Consider the following 25,297-nt stretch of genomic DNA (forward strand, 5'->3'; position numbering starts at 1 on the left):
CGCCTCAGCCCCCGTACAACTCCTTCCTCGGCGCCCCGCTGATCTCCGCGGCCAGCTTCGCGGCGGTTGATGGCGGCAGGTGCACGGCGAGCTTGGCGTACAGCAGCCTGCCCTGCGCCACCTTTGCTTCCGCGTCGTCGCCGACGCCGCCCACCAGCAGCACGAACTCGCCCTTGCGCTGGTTGGCATCGGCTTCGACGCGAGCGTGAAGCTCGGCCAGGCCACCATCGAGCACGGTTTCAAACAGCTTGGTCAGCTCGCGCGCCAGCACCGCGGGGCGCTCGGCGCCGAAGGCCGCGACGCAGTCGGCCAGGGTATCGGCGATGCGGTGCGAGGACTCGTAGAACACCAGGGTGCGCGTTTCGCCGGCCAGCGATGCCAGGCGTTCGCGACGCGCGGAGGCCTTCGCCGGAAGGAATCCTTCGAAGGTGAAGCGGTCGCTCGGCAGCCCGGCCACGCTCAGCGCGGCGATGATCGCGCTCGGTCCGGGCACGGGGCTGACGCGGATGCCGGCCTCGCGCGCGGCGCGCACCAGGCGGAAACCGGGGTCGCTGACCAGCGGGGTGCCGGCGTCGGAGACCAGGGCCAGCGATTCGCCGGCGGCCAGTCGTGCGACCAGCCGCGCTGCGACCTCGGCCTCGTTGTGCTCGTGCAGGGCGAGCAGCGGGCGATCGACGCCGAAGTGCGCGAGCAGGCGGCGGGTATGGCGCGTGTCTTCTGCGCAGATCGCGTCGACCGCGCGCAGGGTGTCCAGCGCGCGCGGCGACAGGTCGGCGAGGTTTCCGATCGGCGTGGCGACGACGTGGAGGGTTCCGGCGGCGGGCTGCATCGTGTCCCTGCTGGGGTGGCGGTAGAATCCGGGCATTCTCGCAGCCGGAACGCCTTGATGCGCCATCCCTGGAAGCAGGCCCTCGCAGCTACCTTCGCCGCGTTCGTGATCGCGGGCTGTTCGACCGTGCAGGTCACGCGGCCCACCGATGCTCCGGACAGCGCGCCTGCGCCGGTGGCAACCGGCCACTGGCAGTTCGATGCCGGTGACCGCCCGCCCGCCGAGCGCGACGGCTACCGCCCGCCGCGCAAGCTCGCGGTGCTGCTGCCGCTGACCGGCAGCCTGGCCACCGCCGCGGGCCCCGTGCGCGACGGCCTGCTGGCCGGCTATTACGGCGAGCACCGGCGGCGTCCGGACCTGGAGTTCTACGACACCATGGGCACGGCTTATGGTGCGGTCTCCGCCTACCAGCGCGCGGTCGCCGAGGGCGCCGACCAGGTGGTCGGGCCGCTGGGCCGTGACGGAGTCGATGCGGTCTTCGCGCAGACCACGGCTACCGTGCCGGTGCTGGCGCTGAACCGCGCCGGCGCGCCGCCGCTCAACAGCGCCAGCTATGCGCTCGCGCCCGAGGACGAGGGCGTGGCCGCGGCCAACTTCCTTGCCGCGCGCAACGCGCTGCGGGTGCTGGTGCTCAGTTCCGGCGATGACAACGCGCGCCGCAGCATCGATGCGCTCAACGCACGCCTGCAGGAGCTTGGCGGCGGCATGGTGCAGCTGCTGCCCGTGGTCGGCGACAGTCCGCCCGACCTGATCGGCCCGATGCAGGCTGCGTTGCAGCGCGAGGGCGGCGTGGACGCGATCTTCCTCGCCCTGCGCGGGCCGCAGGCGCGATTGGCCGCGGCCCAAGTGTCGGCCGCCGGTCTGGCGGGTCGTCCGCGGGTGGCGACCTCGCAGCTGCTGTCGGGCACCGGCAAGCCGGACGAGGACGCGGTGCTGGACGGGATCGCCTTCCCGAGCGATGCCTGGAGCGTGTCGGGAGTGCCGGGCCTGCCGCCCGCGCGCACCGTGGCCGATGCCCTGCCCACGGCGCGTGGCCCGGCCGCGCGCCTGTTCGCATTCGGCTACGACGCCTGGCTGCTCTCGGCCTACCTGGGACACCTGGCAACCAGCTCCGAGGCCTCGGTCTCCAGCGCCAGCGGCGTGCTGCGGATGAACGTTGACGGCCACGTCCAGCGCGTGCCGGCCTGGTCGACCTTCAACGGCGGTCATGTGGTGCCGCTGGCGGGCGTCGCAAATTGAGCGAGACCCGGCGCCGCGGCGCCGGGGTCGAGGCCGCCGCGCGCACGCACCTGCTGCGCGCCGGCCTGCACGCGATCGCGGCCAATGCCGGCTACCGCCTTGGCGAGCTCGACCTGGTGATGCGCGACGGCGACACCCTGGTGTTCGTGGAAGTGCGCTATCGCGCCAGCGCCGACTACGGCGGTGGCGCGGAATCGGTTGACCGTGGCAAGCGACGCCGCATCGTACGCGCGGCGCAGCTGTTCCTGCTGCAGCACCCGGCGCTGGCGGAGGACTTCTGCCGCTTCGACGTTATTGATGCCAGCGGCGATCCCGAGGCGCCGGACTTCATCTGGCACCGCGACGCGTTCCGCCTGGACGACGCCTGACGTCGCACCCGCCACCCCCGCTGTAGGAGCGGCTATAGCCGCGACCGACTTGGCGATCAAACGGCGGTCGCGGCTTTAGCCGCTCCTACAAATGCGTGGGGGCGGCGGGGTTTGAGGGGGTGGAAAAGTGTTCGTGGCCGGCTTGTGCGGGCTGCCAGATGCGGCCATCGCTGTCGAAGGCCTGCACGCCCTGCCCGGCCACCACCGTGCCGATGCGGGTGACCGTGACGCCGGTAGCCGCGGCGGTTGCAGCGGCGGCAACGGTCGCGTCCTTTGTCGCAGGCACGGTGAAGCAGAGTTCGTAGTCGTCGCCGCCCGAAGCCTGCAGCGCGCGCAGCGCGTCACCGGAGAAGTGCGGGCTCAAGGCGTCACGCCCGGGCAGCGCGTCGATTTCCAGATGCGCGCCGACACCGCTGGCGGCGCAGACGTGGCCAAGATCGGCCAGCACGCCGTCGGAGACATCGATACACGCGCTGGCCACGCCGGCGAGCGTGCGCCCCAGCGCGATCCGGGGCCGCGGCCGCTCCAGGCGCTCGCGCAGCGCGGGGGCGATCGCCCGGCCCTCGCGCCACTGCGCCAGCGCGCCGGCGGCGCCGCCAAGCGTGCCGCTCACCCAGACCGAGTCACCGATGCGCGCGCCGTCGCGACGCAGCGCGCGGCCCGGGTCGGCGAAACCGTGCACGGTCACCGACACCGACAGTGGCCCGCGCGTGGTGTCGCCGCCGACCAGGGCGACGCGGTGCTGCCCGGCCAGCGCGAAGAAGCCGTCGAGGAAGCCGGCGACCCACGCCGGGTCGCCATCCGGAAGCGACAGCGACAGCGTGCACCAGGCGGGCTCGGCACCCATCGCGGCAAGATCGGACAGGTTCACCGCCAGCGCCTTCCAGCCGACACTGGCTGCATCGGTGCCGGACGGGAAATGCACGCCTTCATTGAGCGTGTCCATCGCCACCACCAGCTGCATGCCTGGCGGTGGCTGCAGCAGTGCGGCGTCGTCGCCGATGCCCAGCACCACGTCGTCGCGCGCATGCGCGGCGCGCGCGTGGATGAGGTCGATCAGCGTGAACTCGGCCATCGCCACGGCCGCGGGCTCAGCCGCGGCCGGCCCGCACCTCGGCCGCGCGCCACTCGGCCGCCGCGTGGTCAAGGACGCCGTTGACATAGGTGTGGCCGTGCTCGGAGCCGAAGCGCTTGACTGTCTTCAGGGCCTCGTCGATCACCACCCGGTAGGGCACGTCGATGCGATGGCGCAGCTCATAGGCGGAAATGCGCAGCATCGCGCGCTCGATCGGGTCGACTTCGCCGATGGCGCGGTCGAGGAAAGGTTCCAGGGCGGCGTCGAGGTCGCGGCGATGGGTTTCCACGCCGCGCACCAGGTCTTCGAAATACTCGAGGTCGGCGACTTCGTGCGCCTGCTCGTGGGCGAACTGGGCGATCGCATTGCGCGCGTCCACGCCGGACAGCTGCATCGCGTACACCGCCTGCAGGGCGCGCCGGCGCGAGCGCGAACGCCCGACGGTGTCGATGCCGGCGTTGCGGCCACCCGCACCACCGCCGCGCTGCGGCCTCACGGCAGCACCTCCAGCAGGCTGGCCATTTCCAGCGCGACCAAGGCACATTCCTCGCCCTTGTTGCCATGGCTGCCGCCGGCGCGGTTCTCGGCGTCGACCATGTCGTCGACGGCAAGCACGCCGTTGGCCACCGGCACGCCGTGGTCGAGCTGCACCCGCGCCAGGCCCTCGGCACAGGTGTCGGCGACGTGCTCGAAGTGGCGGGTATCGCCGCGGACCACGCAGCCGAGCGCGACCACCGCGGCGTGGCGGCCGTTGCGCGCGAGGCGTGCGGCGACCATCGGGATTTCCCAGGCGCCGGGCACGCGGATGACGTCGACCGCGTCGGCAGCCACGCCATTGCCCTCGAAGGTGGCGCGCGCGGCGGTCACCAGCGCGTCGACGATGCGCGGGTTCCAGCGGCTGGCGATGATCGCGAAGCGCGCGCCTTCGGGCGCGTGCAGGTCGCCTTCGTGATGGGTCATGGCATGTTCCTTGGACGGACGCGCATTCTAAGCCCTGCGCCGCGCCGCTGCCGGAACACGCCGCACATCGCCCCGACGCCCTCTGCAGGAGCAGCTATAGCTGCTCCTACGGGGAATCAGGCGGGGTCGAGGTATTCGACGACTTCGAGGCCGAAGCCGGCCAGGCCGACCTGCTTGCGGGCGGTGCCCAGCACGCGCAGCTTGCCCAGGCCGAGGTCGGCCAGGATCTGGCTGCCGGCGCCGTTGCGGCGCCACTCGACCAGGGCGCCGCCGCGCGGCGGCGTGGGCGCCTCGTCCTCCGCGCGCAGGCGCTCCAGCAGCGCTTCCGGCGTCTGGCCGCCATCCAGTAGCACCAGCGCGCCGCGGCCCTCGTTGGCGATCATCGCCAGCACCTCGCCCACCGCGGGCCCGAAGTCCGGGCGGCACCAGCGCAGCACGTCGGCCAGGGCATTGCGCACCTGCACGCGCACCAGGGTCGGGGTGTCCGCATCCGGCTCGCCGCGGACCAGGGCGAAGTGCAGCGCATGGCCGAGGCGGTCGTGATAGGTGTGCAGGCGGAACCGGCCATGCTCGGTCTCGATGTCGCGGCTGTCGACGCGCTCGACGGTGTGCTCGGTCTCGAGCCGGTGGCGGATCAGTGCCTCGATCGAACCCATCTTCAGGCCGTGCTCGCGAGCGAACACTTCAAGCTCGGGCCGGCGCGCCATGGTGCCGTCGGGGTTGAGGATCTCGACCAGCACGCCCGCCGGCTCCAGGCCGGCCAGCATCGCCAGGTCCGCCGCGGCCTCGGTGTGACCGGCGCGCGCCAGCACGCCGCCGGGCTGCGCGGTGAGCGGGAAGATGTGGCCCGGCTGCGCAAGGTCGGCCGGCGAGGCATTGGGCCGCACCGCGGTGCGCACGGTATGCGCGCGGTCATAGGCCGAGATGCCGGTGGTGACGCCCTCGGCGGCCTCGATCGAGACGGTGAAGTTGGTGTGGTGCGACGAAGTGTTGGACTGCACCATCGGCGGCAGGCCCAGCTGTGCGCAGCGCTCGCGGGTCAGCGACAGGCAGACCAGGCCGCGGGCGTGGGTGACCATGAAGTTGATGTCGGCCGGGCGCACCAGCTCGGCGGCCATGATCAGGTCGCCTTCGTTCTCGCGGTCCTCGTCGTCGACGATGACGACCATGCGGCCGGCGCGGAGTTCTTCAAGCAGTTCGGGGATGGGGGCGAAGGACATGGGACTGCGACCTGGGTTGGGATTGCGGGGGATTGCGGGATTGCGGGGATTGCCGCTCCCACAGCGGTGGCCCTGGGCCTGCTGGCGTTTCAGGGGACGCTGCGCAGGCGTTCCAGATAGCGCGCGATGAGGTCGACTTCGAGGTTGACCGGGTCGCCGGGCTTCGCCGACGCGAAGGCCGTGTTGGCGACGGTGTGCGGCACCAGGGCGACTTCGAAGGCCTCCGCCTCGGCGACATTGACGGTCAGGCTGACACCGTCGACGCAGATCGATCCCTTCTGCGCGACGTACTTCGCCAAAGCCTTCGGCATGGCGAAGCGCCAGCGCTGCGCACGCGCATCCTCGCGCACCTCGAGCACGCGACCGACGCCGTCGACGTGGCCGCTGACGAGGTGGCCGCCGAGGCGGTCGGTCGGGCGCATGGCGCGCTCGAGGTTCAGCGGCGCGCCCTCGCCGAGGCCGCCAAGCGTGGTCAGGGCGAGGGTTTCGTTGCTGGCGTCGGCCTCGAAATGGCCAGCGTCGAAGGCGACCACGGTCAGGCAGACGCCGTTGACCGAAACGCTTTCGCCCAGCCGTGCGTCCGCGAACGGCAGCGCGCCGACGGCGATCCGCAGGCGGGCGTCGCCGCCGCGGGCGTCGCGCGCAACCAGGCTGCCGACGGCTTCGATGATTCCGGTAAACATCGGCGTGCCTCCTCAGCCCACCGCGCCGGCGTCGACCACCGCGCGCTCGGGGACCAGGCGCAGCCGCAGGTCATCGCCCACGCTGACGTTGTCGACGATCCGCAGCGCCATGCGCTGCGCCATGTCCTGGATCTGCAGGCCGGCGAACAGCGGCCGCGCCTGCGTGCCCAGCAGCACCGGCGCCACGTACAGCAGCACTTCGTCCACCAGGCCTGCGCGCATGAAGGCGCCGGCCAGCGTGGCACCCGCCTCCACCTGCACCTCGTTGATGGCGCGGTCGGCGAGCACGCGAAGCACGGCTGCGAGATCCAGGGCATTGCCGTTCGCGGGCACCGCGACGCGCTCGCTGCCGAGCTCACGCGGCGGCTTGGCGTTGGCGGCGTGCACGTACAGCGTGGGCGCGTCGCCCTCGCGGACGCGGCCACGGGCGATGGTGGCAAGTCCCGGGTCAAGCACCACGCGCAGCGGCGGCGAGAATTCGGCGTCGTCGTCCAGGCGCACGGTCAGCTGCGGATCATCGGCCATCACCGTGCCGGAGCCGGTCAACAGCGCGCCGCTGCGCGCGCGCCAGCGCATCACGTCGCGGCGCGAGGCCTCGCCGCTGATCCACTTGGACTCGCCGCTTTCAAGCGCGGTGTGGCCGTCCAGGCTCATGGCCAGCTTCACGCGCAGCCAGGGCCGGCCGCGCACCAGGCGCGATACGTAGCCGCGGTTGAGCTCCTGCGCCGCCGCCTCCATCAGCCCGTGCTCGACCTCGATGCCGGCTTCGCGCAGGCGATCGAAGCCGTTTCCGTCGACCTGCGGGAACGGGTCGCGCATCGCCGCGACCACGCGGGACACGCCGGCCGCGACCAGCGCGTCGGCGCAGGGGCCGGTGCGGCCGGTGTGCGCGCAGGGTTCCAGGCTGACGTAGGCAGTAGCGCCGCGGGCACGCTCGCCGGCGGCCTCGATCGCGAAGACTTCGGCGTGCGGGCCGCCCGGCCGCTGGTGCCAGCCCTCGCCCACCACCTCGTCGCCCTGCGCCAGCACGCAGCCGACCATCGGGTTGGGGCGCGTGGTCCATGCGCCGCGTTCGGCCAGGCGCAGCGCGCGCGCCATCATCAGATGGTCGATATCGGAATGGCCCTGCATCAGGTGATGTTCTCCACGCTGGAATAGACGGGGTCGGCGCCGGCCAGCCAGCTGGCCGCGCGGTGGCGCTCGCCGGCGATGCTGGTGCAGCGCGCCAGTTGGGCGGCGTCGGCGCGATCGATGCGGAGGCCGTCGATGGCGAGGTCGTCGTCGACCAGGTCGGCATCGTCGATGTCCAGCCGCGCCCAGCCGCCGTTGGCGACCACGGCGGCGAAATCCATCGGGCCCGGGCGCAGCGAGTACTCGCGCAGCCGCCAGTGCAGCGCAAGCTGGCGGGCGAGGAAGGTATCGATTTCGCGATCGCCGCGCAGCGCCGCGTCATGCAGCATGTCCGGCGCGGCGTCATCGAGGAAGCCCAGCGTCCAGGCGACGTCGTCGGGATCGACCATGCGATCGTGTGGCACCGGCCCATGCCGGTCGAGCGCCCAGGCCAGCACCTGGATCCCTTCGGCACGCCAGCTGGCATCGACCACCGCGGCGTCGGAAAGGCTGCCCAGCGGCGCCTCCACCAGCGCTGCCTCGGCGGGTTCGAGCGCCGCATGCAGGCCGGTGACGCGCAGCCAGTCGAGCATGCGCCGGTGCATTGCCGCGGCCTCGGGTCCGTCCGCACGCGGCTCGAGCCCCGCGCGCGCGACCACGCTTGCCAGGGCCAATGCACGACGCAGCACGTCGGCCGCCGGAGGCCTCGGGTAGCGCCCTGGTTCGCCGGGATCTCGCACCGCGCTCAGCGCTTCCGGCCCTTGCCGGATCTGGAATCGAAGGCGGCAGGTTCGCCATCGAGCAGCGGCAGCTGGCCCTCGCCGGGCAGGTCGCGCTCCAGGCGGTCAAGCTCGTCGCGGAAATCGGCGACGTCCTGGAACGAGCGGTAGACCGAGGCGAAGCGCACGTAGGCGACGTGGTCGATCTTGCGCAGTTCGGCCATCACGAACTCGCCCACGCGGCGCGATGCCAGCTCGCGCTCGGTGGTCATGCGCAGCTGGTGGATCACCGCGCGCACCGCCGACTCGATCTGTTCTTCCGACACCGCGCGCTTGTGCACGGCGCGGTCGAAGCTCTGGCGCAGCTTGCGCGCATCGAAGTGCTCGCGGCGGCCGTCGGTCTTGATGATCGCCGGCAGCTTGAGCTCGATGGTCTCCATGGTGGAGAAACGCTCGCCACAGGCCTCGCATTCGCGCCGGCGGCGGATGGTTGCGCCGTCGTCGCTCACCCGGGAATCGATGACCCGGGTATCCACGTGCTGGCAGAAAGGGCAATGCATCGTCGGGCGACGCCGTCAGGCGCCGTGCGTGCGGCGCGGGCGGGCAGCGGCCGCCGGTCCCGCGCGCTCCGCCTGCCCCGCCATCAGCCGTACACCGGCAGCCGGCGGCACTGGGCTTCGACCTTCGCCCGCACCGCCTCGATCACCGATTCGTCGGCGGGGGCGTCAAGCACGTCGCAGATCCAGCCGGCGAGCTCGATGCAGTCCGCTTCGGTGTAGCCGCGCGTGGTCACCGCCGGGGTGCCCAGGCGCAGGCCCGAGGTCACGAAGGGTTTCTGCGGGTCGTTGGGCACCGCGTTCTTGTTGACGGTGATGTGGGCGCGGCCCAGCGCTTCTTCCGCGGCCTTGCCGGTCACGCCCTTGCCGATCATGTCGACCAGCATCAGGTGGTTCATCGTGCCGCCGGAGACGATCTTGTAGCCGCGGTCGATGATCACCTTCGCCATCGCCTGCGCGTTCTTCACCACCTGCTGCTGGTAGGCCTTGAAACCAGGCTCGAGCGCTTCCTTGAAGGCCACGGCCTTGGCCGCGATGACGTGCATCAGCGGGCCGCCCTGGATGCCGGGGAACACGATCGACTGCAGCTTCTTGACCATGTCGTCGGCGCCCTCGCCCATGGCCTTGCGGCTGGCGACGATGATGCCGCCGCGCGGCCCGCGCAGGGTTTTGTGGGTGGTGGAGGTCACCACGTGCGCGTGCGGCACCGGATTCGGGTACACGCCTGCCGCGACCAGGCCGGCGACGTGGGCCATGTCGACGAACAGGATCGCGCCGACCTTGTCGGCAATGGCGCGGAAGCGCGCCCAGTCGATTTCCTGCGAATAGGCGCTGAAGCCGCCCACCAGCATCTTCGGCCTGTGTTCCACCGCCAGGCGCTCGACCTCGTCGTAATCGATCAGGCCCTTGTCGTCGACGCCGTACTGCACGGCGTTGAACAGCTTGCCGCTGACGTTGACCCTGGCGCCGTGGGTCAGGTGGCCACCGTGGGCGAGCGACATGCCGAGGATGGTGTCACCGGGCTCGAGCAGGGCCAGGTACACGGCTTGGTTGGCCTGCGAGCCGGAATGCGGCTGCACGTTCGCGTAGTCGGCCCCGAAAAGCTCCTTCACGCGGTCGATGGCCAGCTGCTCGGCGACGTCGACATGCTCGCAGCCACCGTAATAGCGCTTGCCCGGATAGCCTTCGGCGTACTTGTTGGTGAGCTGGCTGCCCTGGGCCTCCATGACCCGGGGGCTGGCGTAGTTTTCGCTCGCGATCAGCTCGACGTGGTCTTCCTGGCGCTGGTTCTCGGCGGCGATGGCTGCGGCCAGTTCGGGGTCGTAACCTTCGATACGTGCGTCGCGGGGGAACATCGTGCGCTCCAATGGCCGGGAAAGGCCGCCATTGTAGCTCCCCCATTCCCCGGGAAGGTCCCGGGGCCGGCGTGGGAGCAGCCATGGCCGCGACGCTCTGTTGCAGGCCCGGCCGCTCCGGCGGAGCCTCAGCGCCCGGTGATCACGTCGGCGATGATCCCGGTGGCGATCGCCACGAGCAGGAAGTCACCGGCATCGCTGCGGCGCCAATGGTGGCCGCGCGGCGGCTGGCGCAGGCCGTAGTGGCCGTACTGGTTGACGACGTAGGTCGGCGCATAGCCGGAATAGCCGTAATGGCGGCCGCGCGCCCACGGCGGCGGTCCGCGATGGCCCCGCGGGTGGTGCACGACCAGCGGCCGCGGAACGTAGACCACGCGGGTATCACGACGGTCATGGCGCCGGTCGTACCCGCGCGCATGACGGCGGTCGCGGCGATCATGCCGGTCATTGCCGCGCGACCGGCTGTCGCCGCGCCAGTCACGCTGGACATGGCCACGATCGTTTCCACGGTCATGGCCGCGGCGGTGGTTGTCGCGGGCTTCGGCGGGCAGTGCGAAGGCGAAGGCCATCACCAGGGTGGCGGCGGCTAGTGCTAGGCGGCTGGCGGACATCATGGTGCGGACTCCGGCGGTGGACTGGCCCGACTATTGCCCGCAGCGGCTGAACAGACGCCCTATCCAACCGCCAGCCGGCGGCGGTGGCCGTATAATCGCGCCATCCCCAATCCACCGTTCCCGTCCGCTGCATCCGCGCGGGCGGCGGTCACGTTGCACCGGAGTCCCCCATGTCGCAATACATCTACACCATGAACGGCGTCTCGAAGACCGTGCCGCCGAAGCGCCAGATCATCAAGGACATCTCGCTGTCGTTCTTCCCCGGCGCGAAGATCGGCCTGCTGGGCCTGAACGGGTCCGGCAAGTCCACCGTGCTGCGGATCATGGCCGGCGTCGACACCGATTTCAGCGGCGAGGCGCGCCCGCAGGCCGGCATCAAGGTCGGCTACCTGGCCCAGGAGCCGGAGCTGGATCCGGAGCACACCGTGCGCGAGGCGGTCGAGGAAGGCGTGGGCGAAGTGCTGCAGGCGCAGAAGCGCCTGGACGAGGTCTACAACGCCTATGCCGAGGAAGGCGCGGACTTCGATGCCCTGGCCAAGGAGCAGGAGCGCCTGGAGGCGATCCTCGCCGCCGGCGATGCGCACACGCTCGAGAACCAGCTTGAAGTCGCCGCCGACGCGCTGCGCCTGCCGCCGTGGGACGCGGTGATCGACAAGCTGTCCGGCGGCGAGAAGCGCCGGGTCGCACTGTGCCGCCTGCTGCTGCAGAAGCCCGACATGCTGCTGCTCGACGAACCCACCAACCACCTGGACGCCGAGTCGGTGGAGTGGCTCGAGCAGTTCCTGGCCCGCTACACCGGCACCGTGGTGGCAGTCACCCATGACCGCTACTTCCTGGACAACGCCGCCGAGTGGATCCTCGAGCTCGACCGCGGCCGTGGCATTCCGTGGAAGGGCAACTACACCGACTGGCTGGTGCAGAAGGAAGACCGCCTGAAGCGCGAAGACTCCACGGAGAAGGCGCGGCAGAAGGCGATCACCAAGGAACTGGAGTGGGCGCGCTCGAACGCCAAGGGCGGCCGTTCCAAGGGCAAGGCGCGACTGGCGCGGATCGAGGAGCTGCAGGCGGTCGACTACCAGCGGCGCCAGGAAACCAACGAGATCTTCATCCCGCCGGGCGACCGCCTGGGCAACAAGGTGATCGAGTTCAACAACGTTTCCAAGAGCTTCGGCGACCGCCTGCTGATCGACAAGCTGAGCTTCATCGCGCCGCCTGGCGCGATCATCGGCATCATCGGCCCCAACGGCGCCGGCAAATCGACGCTGTTCAAGATGATCACCGGCCAGGAAAAGCCGGACTCGGGTTCGATCGACATGGGTCCGACGGTCGAGGTCGCCTACGTCGACCAGAGCCGCGACAAGCTGGAGGGCAACCACAACGTGTTCCAGGAAATCTCCGGCGGTGCCGACATCCTCAACATCAAGGGCATCGAGATCCAGTCGCGCGCCTACATCGGCCGCTTCAACTTCAAGGGCCAGGACCAGCAGAAGATGGTCGGCACGCTGTCGGGCGGCGAACGCGGCCGCCTGCACATGGCCAAGACCCTGCTGCAGGGCGGCAACGTGCTGCTGCTGGACGAACCGTCCAACGACCTCGACATCGAGACCCTGCGCGCGCTTGAAGACGCGCTGCTGGAGTTCCCGGGAAACACCTTCGTGATCAGCCATGACCGCTGGTTCCTGGACCGCATCGCGACCCATATCCTGGCGTTCGAAGGCGACTCGCACGTCGAGTTCTTCCAGGGCAACTACCGCGAATACGAGGAAGACAAGAAGCGCCGCATGGGTGACAACGCCGGTCCGAAGCGGCTGCGGTTCAAGGCGTTGAAGTAAGGGCAAGAGCAGGAGCAAGAGCTTTTTGGCCACGGATTTACGCGGATAAACGCGGATAGGGCAAAAGATATGGATGGGTTCTGGCCGGGCCGTGTGCTTGCACGTTGATGCAGGCTTCCAGAACCCCACCCCTTCTCTGCTGCGAATTCCCCGCGATATGCGACTGAAATCCGCCTTGGCTTCACCTGCTCTTATCTGCTTTTGCCCTATCCGCGTTTATCCGCGTAAATCCGTGGCAAAAATGCTCTTCCGCTCTATCTCCACAGATCACTCCTCTCCCGTTTGGGTCCCAGCAACAAGGACGTCCCGATGACCTTCATGCAGCAGCTGCGACACCGCTGGGACACGTCCGGGTCGCTGGTCTGTGTCGGCCTGGACCCGGAGCCGGGCAGGTTTCCGGCGCGGTTCGCCAACGATGCGGACGCGGTGTTCGGGTTCTGCCGGGACATCGTGGATGCCACGGCGGAGTACGCCTGTGCGTTCAAGCCGCAGATCGCGCACTTCGCGGCGCTGGGTGCCGAAAAGGCGCTGGAGCGGCTGATCGCCCACGTGCATGCCGCGCATCCGGGCATCCCGGTGATCCTGGATGCCAAGCGCGGCGATATCGGGTCCACGGCACAGCGCTACGCATCGGAAGCCTTCGACCGGTACGCGGCCGACGCGGTGACCGTGAATCCCTACCTCGGCGGTGACTCGCTGCAACCGTTCCTCGATCGTGCGGACCGCGGCGTAGTCATTCTCTGCCGCACGTCCAACCCGGGCGCGGCGGACCTTCAGGATCTGCCGGTCCAGGGCAGCGCCGATGGTCGCGCGCGGCCGCTGTACCAGTCCGTCGCCGAGCGCGCGGCGCGCGAGTGGAACGGCAACGGCAACGTCGCGCTGGTGGTGGGTGCGACCTGGCCGGAGCAACTGCGCGAGGTGCGCGCGATCGTCGGCGACATGCCGCTGCTGGTGCCGGGCGTCGGCGCGCAGGGCGGCGATGCGGCAGCCGTGGTGCGCAACGCGCGCAGCGATGAGGGCGCCGGGCTGATGGTGAGCTCGTCGCGCGCGATCCTGTATGCATCCACTGGCGAGGATTACGCCGAAGCTGCCGCCGATGCTGCGCGCGAGCTGCGCGACACGCTCAACCGCCACCGCGCCGCGGACTGAGCCCGGCACACTGGCACGGGCCAGGCAAAAAAGATTGCCGCCGACCTCACGCGGCATGGATATCCTGCTGGCCAACGGGGCTGCCGCCCTGAAGCTGGAAGGATGCCAATGACACGCCTGCCCCTGACCGTCGCCCTTGCCCTGGTGCTCGTCGCCTGCGGCCAGTCGAACGCACCTGCCACGTCCATGGACACCGCGTCACCCGAGACCCTTGCCGGCGCGTCGGAGCCATCGGCGAGGGCGACCGGCACCACTCTCATCGCAGGTACCGGTGACGCTACGCCGGCCGCCGCGCCCGCGACCGACGAAGTCGTGGCGACCGCCGGCAGCGACGCCGAAGACACGCAGTATTTCGACTTCAGCGGCCCGGCCCTGGAAAAGGTGCGCAACGCAGGGCGCGCGGCCACGCCGGAGCTGCGTGATGCAGCCCGGCGCCTCGTCGACGCTACCGGTGAGGAGCGCGAATGCGGCACCTACCCCGAGGGCGAACGCCTGTTCATGCTCGACCTCGATGGCCAGCCAGGCGATGAGGCGCTCCTGCTGTACACGATGGAAGGCTGCGGCGGCGGCGGGAACTACTACGACCGCAGCGGCTACGTCCTGCGCGAGGTCGATGGCGCATGGAAGGCGGTGGCGGACTTTCCCCTGGGCACGAAGCTCGTCGGCAACGCCACGATCAGTGCGCTCGAGCCGGGCGTAGTGGTGGTGAGCCCCGAAGGCGACAGCATGTTCGAGCAGCAGCGGGTCGAGATTCCGCCGCGCTGAACCCGACCCTGCGGGAGCGGCTATAGCCGCTCCCACAGGGCTGCCTTGGCTGCCTTCAGCTGCCCCTTGAGCCGCCGCTCCCACAGTGCAGCGCGGTGGCCTCAGGTCGGGGATTGCGGGACTTCGAACACCTGCCGCAGGTAGCGCAGGTAGCCCTCGTCGTCGACCATGGTCTTGCCCGGCGAATCGCTCAGCTTGGCCACCGGCTGGCCGTTGCAGGCGACCATCTTCAGCACGATCTGCAGCGCTTTCGGGCCGGTGTCGTTGGTAAGGTTGGTGCCAATGCCGAACGACATCCGGCAGCGGCCGCGGAAATGCGCGTACAGGCGCATCACCTGCTCCATGTCCAGGCCGTCGCTGAACACGAGCGTCTTGGTGTGTGGATCGATCCGCAGCGCCTCGAGGTGGGCGAGCATGCGCTCGCCCCACTCCACCGGATCGCCGGAATCGTGGCGCATGCCGTCGAACAGCTTGCAGAAGTAGAGATCGAAGTCGCGCAGGAACGCGTCCATGCCGATCACGTCGGTGAGCGCGATGCCGAGGTCGCCGCGGTACTCCTGCGCCCAGGCCTCGAACGCGGCGGTCTGCGAGTCGCGCAGGCGCGGCCCCAGCGCCTGGTGCGCCTGCAGCCATTCGTGCGCCATCGTGCCCTGCGGCACCAGGCCGTGGCGGCGGGCGATGTCGACGTTGCTGCTGCCGGCGAACTTCGGGCCCAGCAGTTGCGCCACGCGCGGCACCAGCAGGTCCTGCCAGCTCCGCGAATAGCGGCGGCGGGTGCCGAAATCGGTGATCCGGCAATCCTCGTATCCAACCGCGGCGTCGAGACGGTCAACCTTGGCCTGCAGCCGGCGCAGTCCCTCGGCTTCGTCGGCCGGTCCGTGCTCGCCGACCATCCAGGCTTCGCTGACGATCGCCAGCAGCGGCACTTCGAACAGGATGGTGTGCAGCCAGGGTCCAGACAGGGTCAGCGAGATCCCGCCGGGCTCGTCACGCGAGCGCTCCAGGCGCACATGCTTGCGGTCGAGGTGGAACAGGCCGAGGAAGTCGACGAAGTCGGGCTTGATGAAGCGCAGGCCGCGCAGGTAGTCAAGCTCATCGCTGGACAGGCGCAGCGCGCACAGGGCGTCGATGGCGTCCGAGATCACGTCGATATGCCGCGCCAGGTCGACGCCGGGCGTGCGGCAGCGGAAGCGGTATTCGGCGTGCGCCGCCGGATACCGGTGCAGCACCGCCTGCATCATCGTGAACTTGTAGAGGTCGGTGTCGAGCAGGGAAGTGATCATGAGGCATCTTCCCGCATCGACTCGAGCAGCATGCGCGGAAGGCCCGCAAGCCAGTGCATCCAGACTGCAAGCCACACACCGGCACGCAGCAGCGGGCCACGCACAGGCGCCTCGAAGCGGCTGAAGTAACGCCACAGCCCGCGATGCTTGTGCCACTCCACGAAGAACGGCCGCGAGCGCGCGGACACGCCGCGCAGGTGCAGCACGCGCACGTCGTTGGCCACCGCGATCCCGGCACCCGCCTCGCGGGCGCGGCGGCACAGGTCGAGGTCCTCGGCGTGCAGCCGATAGCCTGCATCGAAGCCGCCTATGCGATCGAACAGCGCCCGCGGCAGCAGCATCAGCGCCCCCGAGACCGCCTGCACCGGCTGCAGCGGCAAGGTTTCATCGACCTCCACGTCCAGCGGCCGTCCGCGACCCGCGCGCAGCGGGCCGCGCAGCATGGCGGCGAAATCGGGATCGTTGCGCCGCGCCGCGCCGTCGCGCACGCCGGCCTCGTCGACAAGATCCGCACCCAGCAGCAACTCGCCACCGGCCGCGCCAGCGTGGCGCAGCATCCGCTCCAGGGTGTCGGCCTCGACCATGCAGTCGGGATTGACGAAGGCCAGCCACGGCGCCGTGCTGTCGGCCGCGCCCTGGTTGCAGGCGGCGGCGAAGCCGGGGTTGTCGGGATTGGCGATGAAGCGCAGGCGCGCATCGGCCAGGGCGTGGCGCTGGACCACCGCCAGCGTGTCGTCGGTGGACGCGTTGTCGACCACCCGGATTTCGGCGACGCCGGCGGCGGCGCACAACCGTGACAGGCAAGCGTCGATGCTGCTTGCACTCTGGTGGCTGACGACGACGGCGGCGACCGACGGCGCGCCCACGGCGGCGACAGGCGCGCTCACGGCGCGAACAACTCGTGCTGCGACGGCGGCTCAAGACCATCGAGGCGGTGCGCAAGCCCGCGGCGGCAGTCGCTGATCGGATCGTGCATCAGGAATTCCGCGAGCCGCGGCCGCCACCCCGGCCAGCGCGCGGCCAGTGCATCCAGGTCGCCTTCGGCCGGGCCGCCCTCGCCGCCGCGTGCGACGAAGGCGGTTTCGCACAACACGTTGCGCCAGCCCAGCCCGGCCATGCGCAGCGACAGGTCGATCAGGGCCGCATACCAGGAGGCGTAGCTTGCGGCGTCCAGGCCACCGGCCTTCGCACGCGCACGACCGCGGATGAAGACCGCGTGGTCGATCGCGGAAGGCAGTTCGGGGCAGGTCGACGGCATGCGTTCGGCGGCCCGCGCCAAGCGCACGAGCTCGGCTTCGTCCGGCCGTGGAGAGACCTCGCCGCAGTCCGGCCAGGCCGCGGTCTCGCCGGCGTTGCACCAGGGCGTGGCGGTGGCGATGGCGCCATCGCGTGCAGCGCAGGCCGCCAGCCGCCCTGCCCAGCCGGGACCCGGCACCGCATCGGCGGCCAGCACGATCACGTCGGCGTGGCCGCAGGCGGCCAGGGCTTCGTCCAGGTGCGCGACTTCGCCCAGGCGTCGCTGGCGCCGCGTGTACTCGGCGCGCAGCGGCGTGCGTTCCAGCCAGCGTTCGATGATCGCGAGGCCCCGGGGACCGGCTTGGGCATCATCGGCCAACCAGACCCGCGTGCCCGCGGGCGTGCCGGCATCGAGCGCCGCCAGGCAGGCATCGAGCACGTCGTCATCCACCGCCACCGGGAGCAGCACGATCGGAAGCTCGCCCGAGGCTTCGCTCCGCGGTCCGGGCACGCCGGCGCCCTGCCCGCCGGCCATGCTCAGTCGGTGGTCCGGTTCAGCGGCTCCAGCGCGCGGAAGCGGCGGCCGTATTCGTCGGTCAGGTTGCGAGCGTCGTTGCCATCGCGAACCAGCGTCGGCGTCAGCAGCACCACGATCTCGCTGCGCTCGGTGCGCGAGCGCTGCGATCCGAAGAGACCGCCGATCACCGGGATCCTGCTCAGGCCCGGTATGCCGGATGCACCCCGGGTCACGTCGTCGGTGATCAGGCCGGCCAGGAACACCGTGTCACCGCTCTGCACCACCGCATTGGTCTTGAGCCGGTTGGTATTGATGGTGCGGTTGCCGTTGGCATCGGTGTCGGTCGGCGCGCTGACTTCCTGCACGATGTCCAGGAACACGGTGCCGTCGCGGGTCACGCGCGGGCGCACCTTGAGGATGGTGCCGGTGTCGAGGTACTGCACCTGGCCGACGGTGTCGCCACCGCCAAAGCCGGGGTTGTAGGACACCGACGTGATCGGGATCCTGTCGCCCACGTTGAGCGTCGCCTCGTAGTTGTTGCGCACCAGCACCGACGGGGTCTGCAGCATCTGCACGTCCGACACCTGGTCCAGCGCACGGATGACCGCGGCGGCATCGTTCTTGACCAGGCTCCAGACCGCGCCCGGGTTCGCCGCGGTACCGAGCGCGGCGCCCAGCGTGCTCCAGCCGCTCGGGCCACCCGCGGCCGGCGCCGGGAAGGGACCGATGCCGTTGTCGGTCATGCCCTTTTCAAGAAACCAGCTCACGCCGTACTCCAGGCCGCCGGTCAAGGTCACCTTGACCACCTGCGCCTCGATATGCACCTGCAGCGGCATCACGTCCAGGCGGTCGATGACCTCGCGGATCGAGCGCCAGGCCTGGCCGGTGGAACGCACCAGCAGCGTGTTGCTTTCGTCGACTGCGGAGACACCCACTTCGCTGCCGTCGACCTCGAGGGTCACCGAGGCATTGCCACCCTGGCGTTCACCCAGTGACAGCGTGCCGCCGCCGAGACCGCCGCTGCCGCTGCCGCTGCCACCGCCATCGCGGCCAAGGTTTGCGCTGGACATTCCTCCGTCCATGCCACCGTCGTCGATTTCCGTGGACTCGAGGCCCGGCATCAGCGATGCACCGCCGCGGCCACCGCCGCCGGAGCGCCCGCCGCCGCTGCCGTAGACCTCCGACAGGCGCTCGGCCAGGTCCTTGGCGGTGACGTATTTCAGCTCGTAGGAAAACAGCTGCACGCCGCCGCCGGCGCCGTCGATGCGGTTGATCCACTGTTCGATCTGGTCGAGGTAGGCCGGCTGCGAGGTGATCACCAGCACCGCATTGGCGCCTTCCAGCGGCATGAAGCGGAACATGCCGGCCACCGGCGAACTGCTTTCCGCGCCGAAGACCTTTTCCAAGTCCGCGACCACCTGCGGCGCACGCCCGGCAACCAGCGGGAACACGCCCACCGACATGCCCGACAGCCAGTCGACGTCGAAGATCTGGATCGTGCGCAGGTAGTTTTCCAGCTCCTGGCGCGAGCCGGCAACGGTGATGACGTTGCGGCCGGCATCGACGCCGACGATGGCGTTGGCGCGCGCATACGGCTGCAGCACCTTCTCCATTTCGACCGCGGAGATGTACTGCAGCGGCACCACGCGGGTTTCGAAGCCGCGCGCGCCGGTGGCGGTGCCGGTGCGCGCCGCGACCGCGCCGCTGGCGACCGCGCCTTCGGCGGGCACGATGTTGTAGCGGCCTTCGGCATAGATCATGCGGGCGTTGTTCCAGCCCAGCACCATCTCCAGCAGGCTGAGCGCCTGTGCCGGGCTGACCGTCTTCGGCGTGGCCAGGGTCACCGTGCCCTGCACGCCCGGGGCGATCACGTAGTTCTGGCCGAGCATGTCGCCCAGGATCACCTTGACCACGGCGTGCAGCGACTCGCCTTCGAAGTTGAAGGTGGCCTCGCCGGTGGTGCCGGCAAGGTTGGGCGGCGCCGAGGCCGCCAGCGATTCATTGATGACCCGGCCATCGCCGCGGTGCTTCTGCGCCCGCGGGCCTTCGGGGAGCGCCTGCTCGGCGATGCCGTCGGTGCCAAGGGCTGCGCTCGCGTCACGCGGGACCCCGTCGACCTGGATCACCGGGGCCGGCATGCGCGCCTCCCGGCGCACGTCGGGCACCGGCGCCGAAGCGCAGGCGGCCAGCAGGGTGGCAAGGAATGCGGCAAGCGCCGGCTTGAGGGTCTTGGTCAGGGTCATCTCGGGCATTCTAGGGATTCGGGCCGGTCACTGGCTTTCTGCTTCCTGCTGGGCCTGCTCGCGCTGGCGTGCGCGGCGCGCCTCGATGCGCTGGCGGATGGCATTGACCTGGTCTTCGGGGGCGGCCTCGGCGGGCACTTCGGCGTCCTGCGCCGGCTGGCCGGGCGCCGGGACTTCGACTTCGGTGGGCGCGGGCGAGCTCGAGGTCGTCACCACCACCGGGCGGTTGCCGGCCGCGCTGTTGCCATCTTCGTCGGCGGCCGCGCGCCCACGCACCGGAGCATCCCGGGGTGCGGAGGGGGTGGACATCGCCGTCGGGGCCTCGCCGCCAACGCCGTCGAACACCCGCAGCTCCAGCGTGCGCTGGCCCTCGGGGCCGTCGAACACGGCGCTGCGCGGCGTCATCGACGCCAGCTGCCAGCCCGGCGCACCCGCGGCGCTTTCGCCCACCTTGAGCCGCAGCGACTCGCCGCCCTCGGCAGGCTGCACGATCGCCACCTCGAGCCCCGGCGTGAGCAGGATGCTGGTCAACACGTACTCGAACTCCGCCGGCGCTTCCTCGCCCTGCGGATTGATGAAGAAGGGCTGCGGCCGGCGATCGGTGGTGAACATCGGCCGGTCACCCAGCTCGGCGTACTGCGTAAGCGGACCCAGGCGCTCTTCGCCGGGCTGGATGGCCGCGGGCAGGGCCTGTACCAGCTCGGGATCCGGCGGCAGGCGGTCGACGCGCCCACCGAGCCCGAACAGGCCCAGCGCCCAGGTCGCGAGCGCCCACAGCGCCACGGCGCCGAGCACCCAGGTACGCGCGCCCGGGACCTCAGCGCGCATCGTCGCCTCCCTGGCCCGGGGCGGCGGGCACCGGCCGCAGGTAGCCATACAGGTCGAAGGTGATGTCCAGCCCTGCGCCCTGGGCGCCGTTGCCGCTGCGGCCGAAGACCTGGCGCGGGGCCAGCACGTTGAGGTTGTCGACGAACAGCCGCGGCGCGCCGCCTTCCAGCGAGTGCAGCACCGCCGCGAGCTCGGGATTGCCGCAGTGCAGGCGCACCTGGACCACCGCGCGCGGGAAGCGGCCCTGGCGCGGCTCGGTCATCGGCGAGCGGTTGCGGATGGCGCAGCTGCGGTTGCCGGGGCTGGCTTCGAGCACGGCGGTTTCCAGGCGCGCGATCAGCGCGGCGGTGGCGAGCTCCGTGCTGCCCTCGGCCATGAAGCCGGGCACGCGCGCGGCGATGTCCTGCACTTCGGCCATCCGCTCCTGCACGTGCGGGGCCTGTGCGAGCTCCATGCGCACGCGCAGGTCGCGTTGCTGCAGGTTTTCGATGCGCTCGCCGACCTCGAGCATCGGCGCGGTCCACCAGGGGTGCACCAGCACCAGGTAGGCCACGGCCAGTGCGCCGGCAAGGATCGCCAGCGCCAGCCAGCGGTCGCGGTCAGGGATTGCTTCGCGCACGCGCGGGCTCCCGGTCCTGCGCGGCCGCGGCCGGCGCCACCACCAGTTCGGCGGTCAGGGTGAAGCGGTCTCGGCCGCTGCGTGGATCCGGCTGCAGCGCCCCGGCCAGCGCCGGCGAACGCCACAGCGGCGACCCTTCCAGCCTCTGCACCAGCGACGGCGCCTCGTTGCTCAGGCCGATCAGCAGGATCCGGGTGTCCTCGATGGACAGTTTTTCCAGGTAGGTCGAGTCCGGCAGGCGCCGCGACAGTTCGTCCATCACTTCAACCGTGGTCGGGCGCGCGGCGCGGGTGGCCTGCAGGAAGGCCATGCCTTCGACCAGGTCCACCAGGGCCTGGCGCTGCGTGGAAGCGCCGCGGGCGCGGGTCGCGGCCTGCGCGACTTCGGCTTCGAAGGCGTCGGCGGCGGCACGGCGGTTGTCCAGGACCTGCCACAGCGCGGCGGCGGTGGCGACCACGGTCACCAGGCCCAGGGCCAGGTTCCAGCTCATCCACGGGTCGACGCGGCGGTGGCGGCGCGCGCCGGGCAGCAGGTTCACGCCCCGGCCGGTGCCGTCGCCGGCATCCACGTCGACGCCGGTCAGGGTGGTGGCCAGCGGGCCGAGCGCGGCCAGCCGCGCCTCGAGTGCCTGTCGTGGGACCACCACGAGTTCGGCGTCGACCTGGCCGTCGGCACGGTGGCCGACCAGGCGCGCGTCGTACTCGACATCGGCGGCGGGGAATGGCGTCTGCCGCTCGATCTCGAAGCCGAGGACCTCGTGCAGGCGCGCACTGGCCGCCGCCGGCAGCGGCATGCGCCGGCGCAGCGCGGCGGCTTCGGGCAGCAGCAGCCAGCGCGGCAGCTTGGCCACGCGCTGTGCCAGCAGCGAGGCCAGCGGATCATCGACGCCTTCCGGCAGCGGCGGCAGGTCGCCCAAGGTGCGCGCCCCGGTGCCGCCGTCGATGGATACGCGCAGGCCGTCGGCGGTCACGTGCAGCAGCAGGCGCTCGCGCGCAAGCCCGAACAGCTCGCGCAGGCGCAGCGGCAGCCAGGTGGCAAGCGCCTGCGTCCACCAACGCCAGAAGCCTGCGGCGCGCGGGCGCAGCGAGCCACCCAGGCGGCCGAGCGCCTGGCGACGCGGTGTTACAGCAGCGGTGTCGTTTGCGACTGCCATCAGCGCGGCGTGGCTCCCTCTTCCCATTGCAGCGGGACGTACGCCGAACCCGGCAATCCGCCCCCTCCTGCGCGAACCACGGCGCGCAGCACGGCCTGGCGACCATCGGCGAGCCGGGCGCGGCTGTCGATACTATACGTGCCACTGCCGCCGCCCACGAGATCGGGCGTGAATGCATCGTCCGCGTCGCGCTGCATCAGCGTCGCCTGCGGATCGACGCCAAGCGCCTGCAGCACCGGGCCGCCGGCAAAGCGCTGGTCGGGCTGCGGCAGGCCGCTGAACACGGTGAGGTGGGGTGCGACGGCTTCAAACAGGGTGCGGTCCATGCCGAGCACCTGCTCGAGCTCGGGCACGGTCTCGAAGGGTGCGTTCTTGGCGCCGTACGGCCTTCCGGCCTGTGCGTATTGCGGACCCTCGGCGCCGCCCATCGGCTGGGTGAGGTCGTCGGCATCGCGCCAGTCGACGATCGCGGCCGCGACCGCATCGGCCCGCTCCTGTTCGGTGCCGACCGCACGGATCAGCGACGACAGCAGGCCCACGTCCGCGGCGTTGAGATCGACCTTGCCCGACTCGTCCACGATCCGGACCTCGACCGTCGCCGCGCCAAAGCTCCAGCGATACGGGCGGCCATCCGGCATCCAGGCATAGTCGGGCTCCTGCGCCTGCACCCGGACCAGCGCGTACTCCAGGCCGGCGCGCGCGGCGGACTCGGCGGCGACCGCGCCGTGCAGGCCGCGCCCCTGCATGTACTCGATGCGCGCGGTGGCCGCATAGGCGCCGATCAGCGCGGTCAACAGCGCCACCAGCCACATCACCAGGATCAGGGCTGCACCCCGCTGCGTCGACATCATCGCCTCCCCGGGAACCGGTCGCGCACGCGGGACCGGCCGTTGCCATCGCCCCGTCCCGGCCGCTGGCCGGGTCGCTGCACGGGCCGCTGGCCGGGCCGTTGCGCGGGCCCCAGGCGCGAGCGCCCGCTGCCCATGTGCGGCGTGGTCCCCGCCTGCGGCAGCGCGACCACCAGCGGCGGCCAGGCACCGCCACCGGCGCTCTCGATTTCTATCGACACCTGCAGCGGCAGCGTCTCGCTCGACTCCCACGCATCCAGCCAGTCGGTCAGGCCGTTCTCGTCATCAAGCCCGCGGTAGAGGATGCGCAGCCCGGTCAGGCCCTCGACCAGCGGCTCCGGTTCGCGCGGCTGGTCCTCCTCGATGGTTTCTCCGGCCAGCACCATCGCGAACGACACTGCCAATGTCGTGTCATCGCCCTGGCCGTACACGGCGATGTCATGCAGGTGCGGACCGCCGCGGCCGAGGTAGCTCGGGAGGTCGGCGACGAAGCGGATGCGGTCCGGCTCACCGATGAAGCGCAGCGCGCCGCCGTTGTCCGGATCCTGGTCGAAGGCGATGGCCTGCGCCGCCGCAAGGCGCCGGCGCAGGAAGCCTTCAACCGCACGCATGCGTTCGCTGCGCGCGGCCATGGCTTCGCCGCGCTCGACGGTGGCCGTGGCCGCGCGCAAGGTCGCGAAGCCCAGCGCAAGACCGCTGGCCAGCAGCGCCGTGGCCAGCAGGACCTCGATCAGGGTGAAGCCGGCGGCCCGGGTACGGCTCATGGCTCCGTCCCCGGCTCCGGCTGCACCAGGCGCAACGAGTCGACCACCAGCCGCTGCGCGCGCGTGCCGTCGCCCCATGCAAGCTCGAGACGCAGTTGCATGAGCTGTGCGGCAAACGGATCCTGGGGCGCACCGCCCGGACGCAGCGGATCGATATAGGGCGCGACCTCGAGCTGCCAGCGATAGCGGCCGTCCTCGAGATCACCTTCATCGCGCCCGGGCCGCAGCGCCTCGCCGACGCCGACATCGGCCAGCAGGGACTGCGCGTGCAGCGCCGCCCGCCCTGCGTCCGCCGACCAGCGCACCTGGCGCGTGCCGCCGGACAGCGTGCCCAGCAGGAACGTCAGCGCCAGCGCCAGCACCACGAAGGCCACCAGCACCTCGAGCAGGGTGTACCCGCGTTGCCGTTGCCTGGTCATCGCACGCCCTCGGCCCGGTGCACGGTCACCTCGCCGGTCAGCCAGGCCACGTCGATGTCGAACGCGGCCTGGTCGCGGCTCAGCTGCACGCGCCCGCCCGTGGACGCGCCGTCGCCGAAGAACATGATCGCGCCGACGCCTTCGGTCGGCTGCAGCTCGCGCGCACCGGTGAAGTGGATGCCCAGCGACGCCGGCACCTCGCCGCTGCGTCCGTCCGCGCCCTGCCACCGGTGGCCGCGGGGATCGATGCTGAAGGTCTGCGGCACGCCGGTATCGAGCGCGCGGGCGCGGGTGAAGCGCAGCTGGGTAGCGACGTCGCGGGTCTGGCTGCGCAGTTCCATGCGCGCGAAGCCGCCGCCGACCACGCCCGCGGCCAGCACGCCGGTCGCGGCGATCAGCACCATGACCAGCAACAGTTCGAGCAGGGAAAAGCCGCCGCAGCGGCCCGCACCGCCGCACCCGGCGTTCATTGCCGCGACTCCTTATTCGTAACGGATGTCCGCGTCCACGCTTTCGCCACCGGGCTTGCGGTCGGCGCCATAGCTGACGATGTCGAAGGCGCCGGCATCGCCGGGCACGCGGTACTCGAAGGGCGTGTTCCAGGGATCGTTGAGCTCCGAGGCCTTCGCATAGGGGCCAAGCCAGCCTGCCGCGCCACCGGGCGAATTGACCAGCTCCGACAGCGCGTTGGGCAGGCTGCCGGTGTCCATCTCGAACTGGTTGATCTTCTCGGCCATGGTCTGCACCTGCGCTTCGGCCAAGCGGACCTTGGCTCGATCGCCACCGCCCATGATGCGCGAGGCCGCGAACGCGACGATGCCGCCCATGAGCATCACCACCACGATGATCTCGATGAGGCTGAAGCCGCCCTGGGACTGGCGGGGAGAACGGGTGAAGGGTCGCTTGTGCATG

At 70.8% G+C, this 25,297-nt stretch carries 27 protein-coding genes and 1 pseudogene; 5 read left to right on the plus strand and 23 right to left on the minus strand.

Annotated features, from left to right (window positions below; translation table 11 throughout):
• Positions 1-4: 4 nt before the first annotated feature.
• Complete coding sequence (gene rsmI, locus ACW7G5_RS13290) at positions 5-829, minus strand: 16S rRNA (cytidine(1402)-2'-O)-methyltransferase (protein WP_457005437.1); 825 nt, start codon at positions 827-829, stop codon at positions 5-7.
• A 57-nt stretch (positions 830-886) separates the two neighbouring features.
• On the opposite strand from rsmI, the gene ACW7G5_RS13295 reads away from it, so the two are divergent.
• On the plus strand, positions 887-2,068 hold the full coding sequence (locus ACW7G5_RS13295; protein ID WP_457005262.1) for a penicillin-binding protein activator: 1,182 nt from the start codon (positions 887-889) through the stop codon (positions 2,066-2,068).
• The gene (locus tag ACW7G5_RS13300; protein WP_457005264.1) at positions 2,065-2,436 is read left to right on the plus strand and encodes a YraN family protein; all 372 of its coding nucleotides are present in this window, start codon (positions 2,065-2,067) and stop codon (positions 2,434-2,436) included. Before ACW7G5_RS13295 ends, ACW7G5_RS13300 begins: the two co-directional genes overlap by 4 nt.
• Positions 2,437-2,521: 85 nt before the next feature.
• Here the strand turns inward: ACW7G5_RS13300 and thiL are convergent, their stop codons facing one another.
• The 10 genes from thiL to ACW7G5_RS13350 all read right to left on the minus strand — a co-directional run bounded on the left by thiL (position 2,522) and on the right by ACW7G5_RS13350 (position 10,729).
• A complete protein-coding gene (gene thiL / locus ACW7G5_RS13305) occupies positions 2,522-3,511 on the minus strand; it encodes a thiamine-phosphate kinase (RefSeq protein WP_457005266.1) in 990 nt (329 codons plus the stop codon).
• A 16-nt stretch (positions 3,512-3,527) separates the two neighbouring features.
• On the minus strand, positions 3,528-4,007 hold the full coding sequence (nusB, locus tag ACW7G5_RS13310; RefSeq protein WP_457005268.1) for a transcription antitermination factor NusB: 480 nt from the start codon (positions 4,005-4,007) through the stop codon (positions 3,528-3,530).
• Positions 4,004-4,471 (minus strand): 6,7-dimethyl-8-ribityllumazine synthase, encoded by a 468-nt coding sequence (ribH, locus tag ACW7G5_RS13315; RefSeq protein ID WP_457005270.1) that lies wholly within the window; start codon positions 4,469-4,471, stop codon positions 4,004-4,006. The genes nusB and ribH overlap by 4 nt, the downstream gene beginning before the upstream one ends.
• A gap of 116 nt (positions 4,472-4,587) precedes the next feature.
• Positions 4,588-5,691, minus strand: coding sequence for a 3,4-dihydroxy-2-butanone-4-phosphate synthase (gene ribB, locus ACW7G5_RS13320; protein WP_457005272.1), 1,104 nt, complete (start codon positions 5,689-5,691; stop codon positions 4,588-4,590).
• An 89-nt stretch (positions 5,692-5,780) separates the two neighbouring features.
• Entirely contained in the window at positions 5,781-6,374 is a 594-nt protein-coding gene (locus ACW7G5_RS13325; protein WP_457005274.1) for a riboflavin synthase, read from the minus strand.
• Positions 6,375-6,386: 12 nt separating this feature from the next.
• Positions 6,387-7,505, minus strand: a complete 1,119-nt coding sequence (gene ribD, locus ACW7G5_RS13330; RefSeq protein WP_457005275.1) for a bifunctional diaminohydroxyphosphoribosylaminopyrimidine deaminase/5-amino-6-(5-phosphoribosylamino)uracil reductase RibD — start codon at positions 7,503-7,505, stop codon at positions 6,387-6,389.
• A complete protein-coding gene (locus ACW7G5_RS13335) occupies positions 7,505-8,224 on the minus strand; it encodes a DUF4272 domain-containing protein (protein WP_457005277.1) in 720 nt (239 codons plus the stop codon). Before ACW7G5_RS13335 ends, ribD begins: the two co-directional genes overlap by 1 nt.
• A 5-nt stretch (positions 8,225-8,229) precedes the next feature.
• The gene (nrdR, locus tag ACW7G5_RS13340) at positions 8,230-8,763 is read right to left on the minus strand and encodes a transcriptional regulator NrdR (protein ID WP_457005279.1); all 534 of its coding nucleotides are present in this window, start codon (positions 8,761-8,763) and stop codon (positions 8,230-8,232) included.
• A gap of 83 nt (positions 8,764-8,846) precedes the next feature.
• Positions 8,847-10,115 (minus strand): serine hydroxymethyltransferase, encoded by a 1,269-nt coding sequence (gene glyA, locus ACW7G5_RS13345; RefSeq protein WP_457005281.1) that lies wholly within the window; start codon positions 10,113-10,115, stop codon positions 8,847-8,849.
• A gap of 128 nt (positions 10,116-10,243) precedes the next feature.
• On the minus strand, positions 10,244-10,729 hold the full coding sequence (locus ACW7G5_RS13350) for an RcnB family protein (RefSeq protein WP_457005282.1): 486 nt from the start codon (positions 10,727-10,729) through the stop codon (positions 10,244-10,246).
• A 170-nt stretch (positions 10,730-10,899) separates the two neighbouring features.
• Here ACW7G5_RS13350 and ettA point away from each other — a divergent pair, with 170 nt between their 5' ends.
• The 3 genes from ettA to ACW7G5_RS13365 all read left to right on the plus strand — a co-directional run bounded on the left by ettA (position 10,900) and on the right by ACW7G5_RS13365 (position 14,475).
• Positions 10,900-12,561 (plus strand): energy-dependent translational throttle protein EttA, encoded by a 1,662-nt coding sequence (gene ettA, locus ACW7G5_RS13355; protein WP_457005284.1) that lies wholly within the window; start codon positions 10,900-10,902, stop codon positions 12,559-12,561.
• Between the two features lie 309 nt (positions 12,562-12,870).
• Positions 12,871-13,710, plus strand: coding sequence for an orotidine-5'-phosphate decarboxylase (gene pyrF / locus ACW7G5_RS13360; RefSeq protein ID WP_457005286.1), 840 nt, complete (start codon positions 12,871-12,873; stop codon positions 13,708-13,710).
• 108 nt (positions 13,711-13,818) lie between these two features.
• Complete coding sequence (locus ACW7G5_RS13365; RefSeq protein WP_457005288.1) at positions 13,819-14,475, plus strand: hypothetical protein; 657 nt, start codon at positions 13,819-13,821, stop codon at positions 14,473-14,475.
• 101 nt (positions 14,476-14,576) lie between these two features.
• Here the strand turns inward: ACW7G5_RS13365 and pncB are convergent, their stop codons facing one another.
• From pncB to gspG, 12 genes and pseudogenes are all read right to left on the minus strand, one after another.
• On the minus strand, positions 14,577-15,758 hold the full coding sequence (gene pncB, locus ACW7G5_RS13370) for a nicotinate phosphoribosyltransferase (protein WP_457005289.1): 1,182 nt from the start codon (positions 15,756-15,758) through the stop codon (positions 14,577-14,579).
• A complete protein-coding gene (locus ACW7G5_RS13375; protein ID WP_457005439.1) occupies positions 15,755-16,624 on the minus strand; it encodes a glycosyltransferase family 2 protein in 870 nt (289 codons plus the stop codon). The genes pncB and ACW7G5_RS13375 overlap by 4 nt, the downstream gene beginning before the upstream one ends.
• 17 nt (positions 16,625-16,641) lie before the next feature.
• Positions 16,642-17,529 (minus strand): glycosyltransferase family 2 protein, encoded by an 888-nt coding sequence (locus ACW7G5_RS13380; protein ID WP_457005291.1) that lies wholly within the window; start codon positions 17,527-17,529, stop codon positions 16,642-16,644.
• A 2-nt stretch (positions 17,530-17,531) separates the two neighbouring features.
• Entirely contained in the window at positions 17,532-19,754 is a 2,223-nt protein-coding gene (gene gspD, locus ACW7G5_RS13385) for a type II secretion system secretin GspD (RefSeq protein ID WP_457005293.1), read from the minus strand.
• Between the two features lie 27 nt (positions 19,755-19,781).
• Complete coding sequence (locus ACW7G5_RS13390) at positions 19,782-20,582, minus strand: type II secretion system protein XpsN (RefSeq protein ID WP_457005295.1); 801 nt, start codon at positions 20,580-20,582, stop codon at positions 19,782-19,784.
• On the minus strand, positions 20,572-21,201 hold the full coding sequence (gspM, locus tag ACW7G5_RS13395; RefSeq protein ID WP_457005297.1) for a type II secretion system protein GspM: 630 nt from the start codon (positions 21,199-21,201) through the stop codon (positions 20,572-20,574). The genes ACW7G5_RS13390 and gspM overlap by 11 nt, the downstream gene beginning before the upstream one ends.
• Positions 21,182-22,354, minus strand: coding sequence for a PilN domain-containing protein (locus tag ACW7G5_RS13400; RefSeq protein WP_457005299.1), 1,173 nt, complete (start codon positions 22,352-22,354; stop codon positions 21,182-21,184). Before ACW7G5_RS13400 ends, gspM begins: the two co-directional genes overlap by 20 nt.
• Positions 22,354-23,202, minus strand: coding sequence for a general secretion pathway protein GspK (locus ACW7G5_RS13405; RefSeq protein WP_457005300.1), 849 nt, complete (start codon positions 23,200-23,202; stop codon positions 22,354-22,356). The genes ACW7G5_RS13400 and ACW7G5_RS13405 overlap by 1 nt, the downstream gene beginning before the upstream one ends.
• A 152-nt stretch (positions 23,203-23,354) precedes the next feature.
• Positions 23,355-23,966, minus strand: a pseudogene (locus ACW7G5_RS13410) (prepilin-type N-terminal cleavage/methylation domain-containing protein); the annotation flags it as partial.
• Positions 23,963-24,385 carry a type II secretion system protein XpsI gene (gene xpsI / locus ACW7G5_RS13415; RefSeq protein ID WP_457005302.1) on the minus strand — a complete coding sequence of 141 codons (423 nt, stop codon included), beginning with the start codon at positions 24,383-24,385 and terminating at the stop codon, positions 23,963-23,965. The gene xpsI and the pseudogene ACW7G5_RS13410, both read right to left, overlap by 4 nt.
• On the minus strand, positions 24,382-24,855 hold the full coding sequence (gene xpsH / locus ACW7G5_RS13420; RefSeq protein ID WP_457005303.1) for a type II secretion system protein XpsH: 474 nt from the start codon (positions 24,853-24,855) through the stop codon (positions 24,382-24,384). The genes xpsI and xpsH overlap by 4 nt, the downstream gene beginning before the upstream one ends.
• A 12-nt stretch (positions 24,856-24,867) precedes the next feature.
• Positions 24,868-25,296: a type II secretion system major pseudopilin GspG gene (gene gspG, locus ACW7G5_RS13425; RefSeq protein ID WP_457005305.1), complete on the minus strand. Its 429-nt coding sequence runs from the start codon at positions 25,294-25,296 to the stop codon at positions 24,868-24,870.
• Position 25,297 lies beyond the last annotated feature (1 nt).

The sequence above is a fragment of the Luteimonas sp. A501 genome (genome assembly GCF_054052085.1).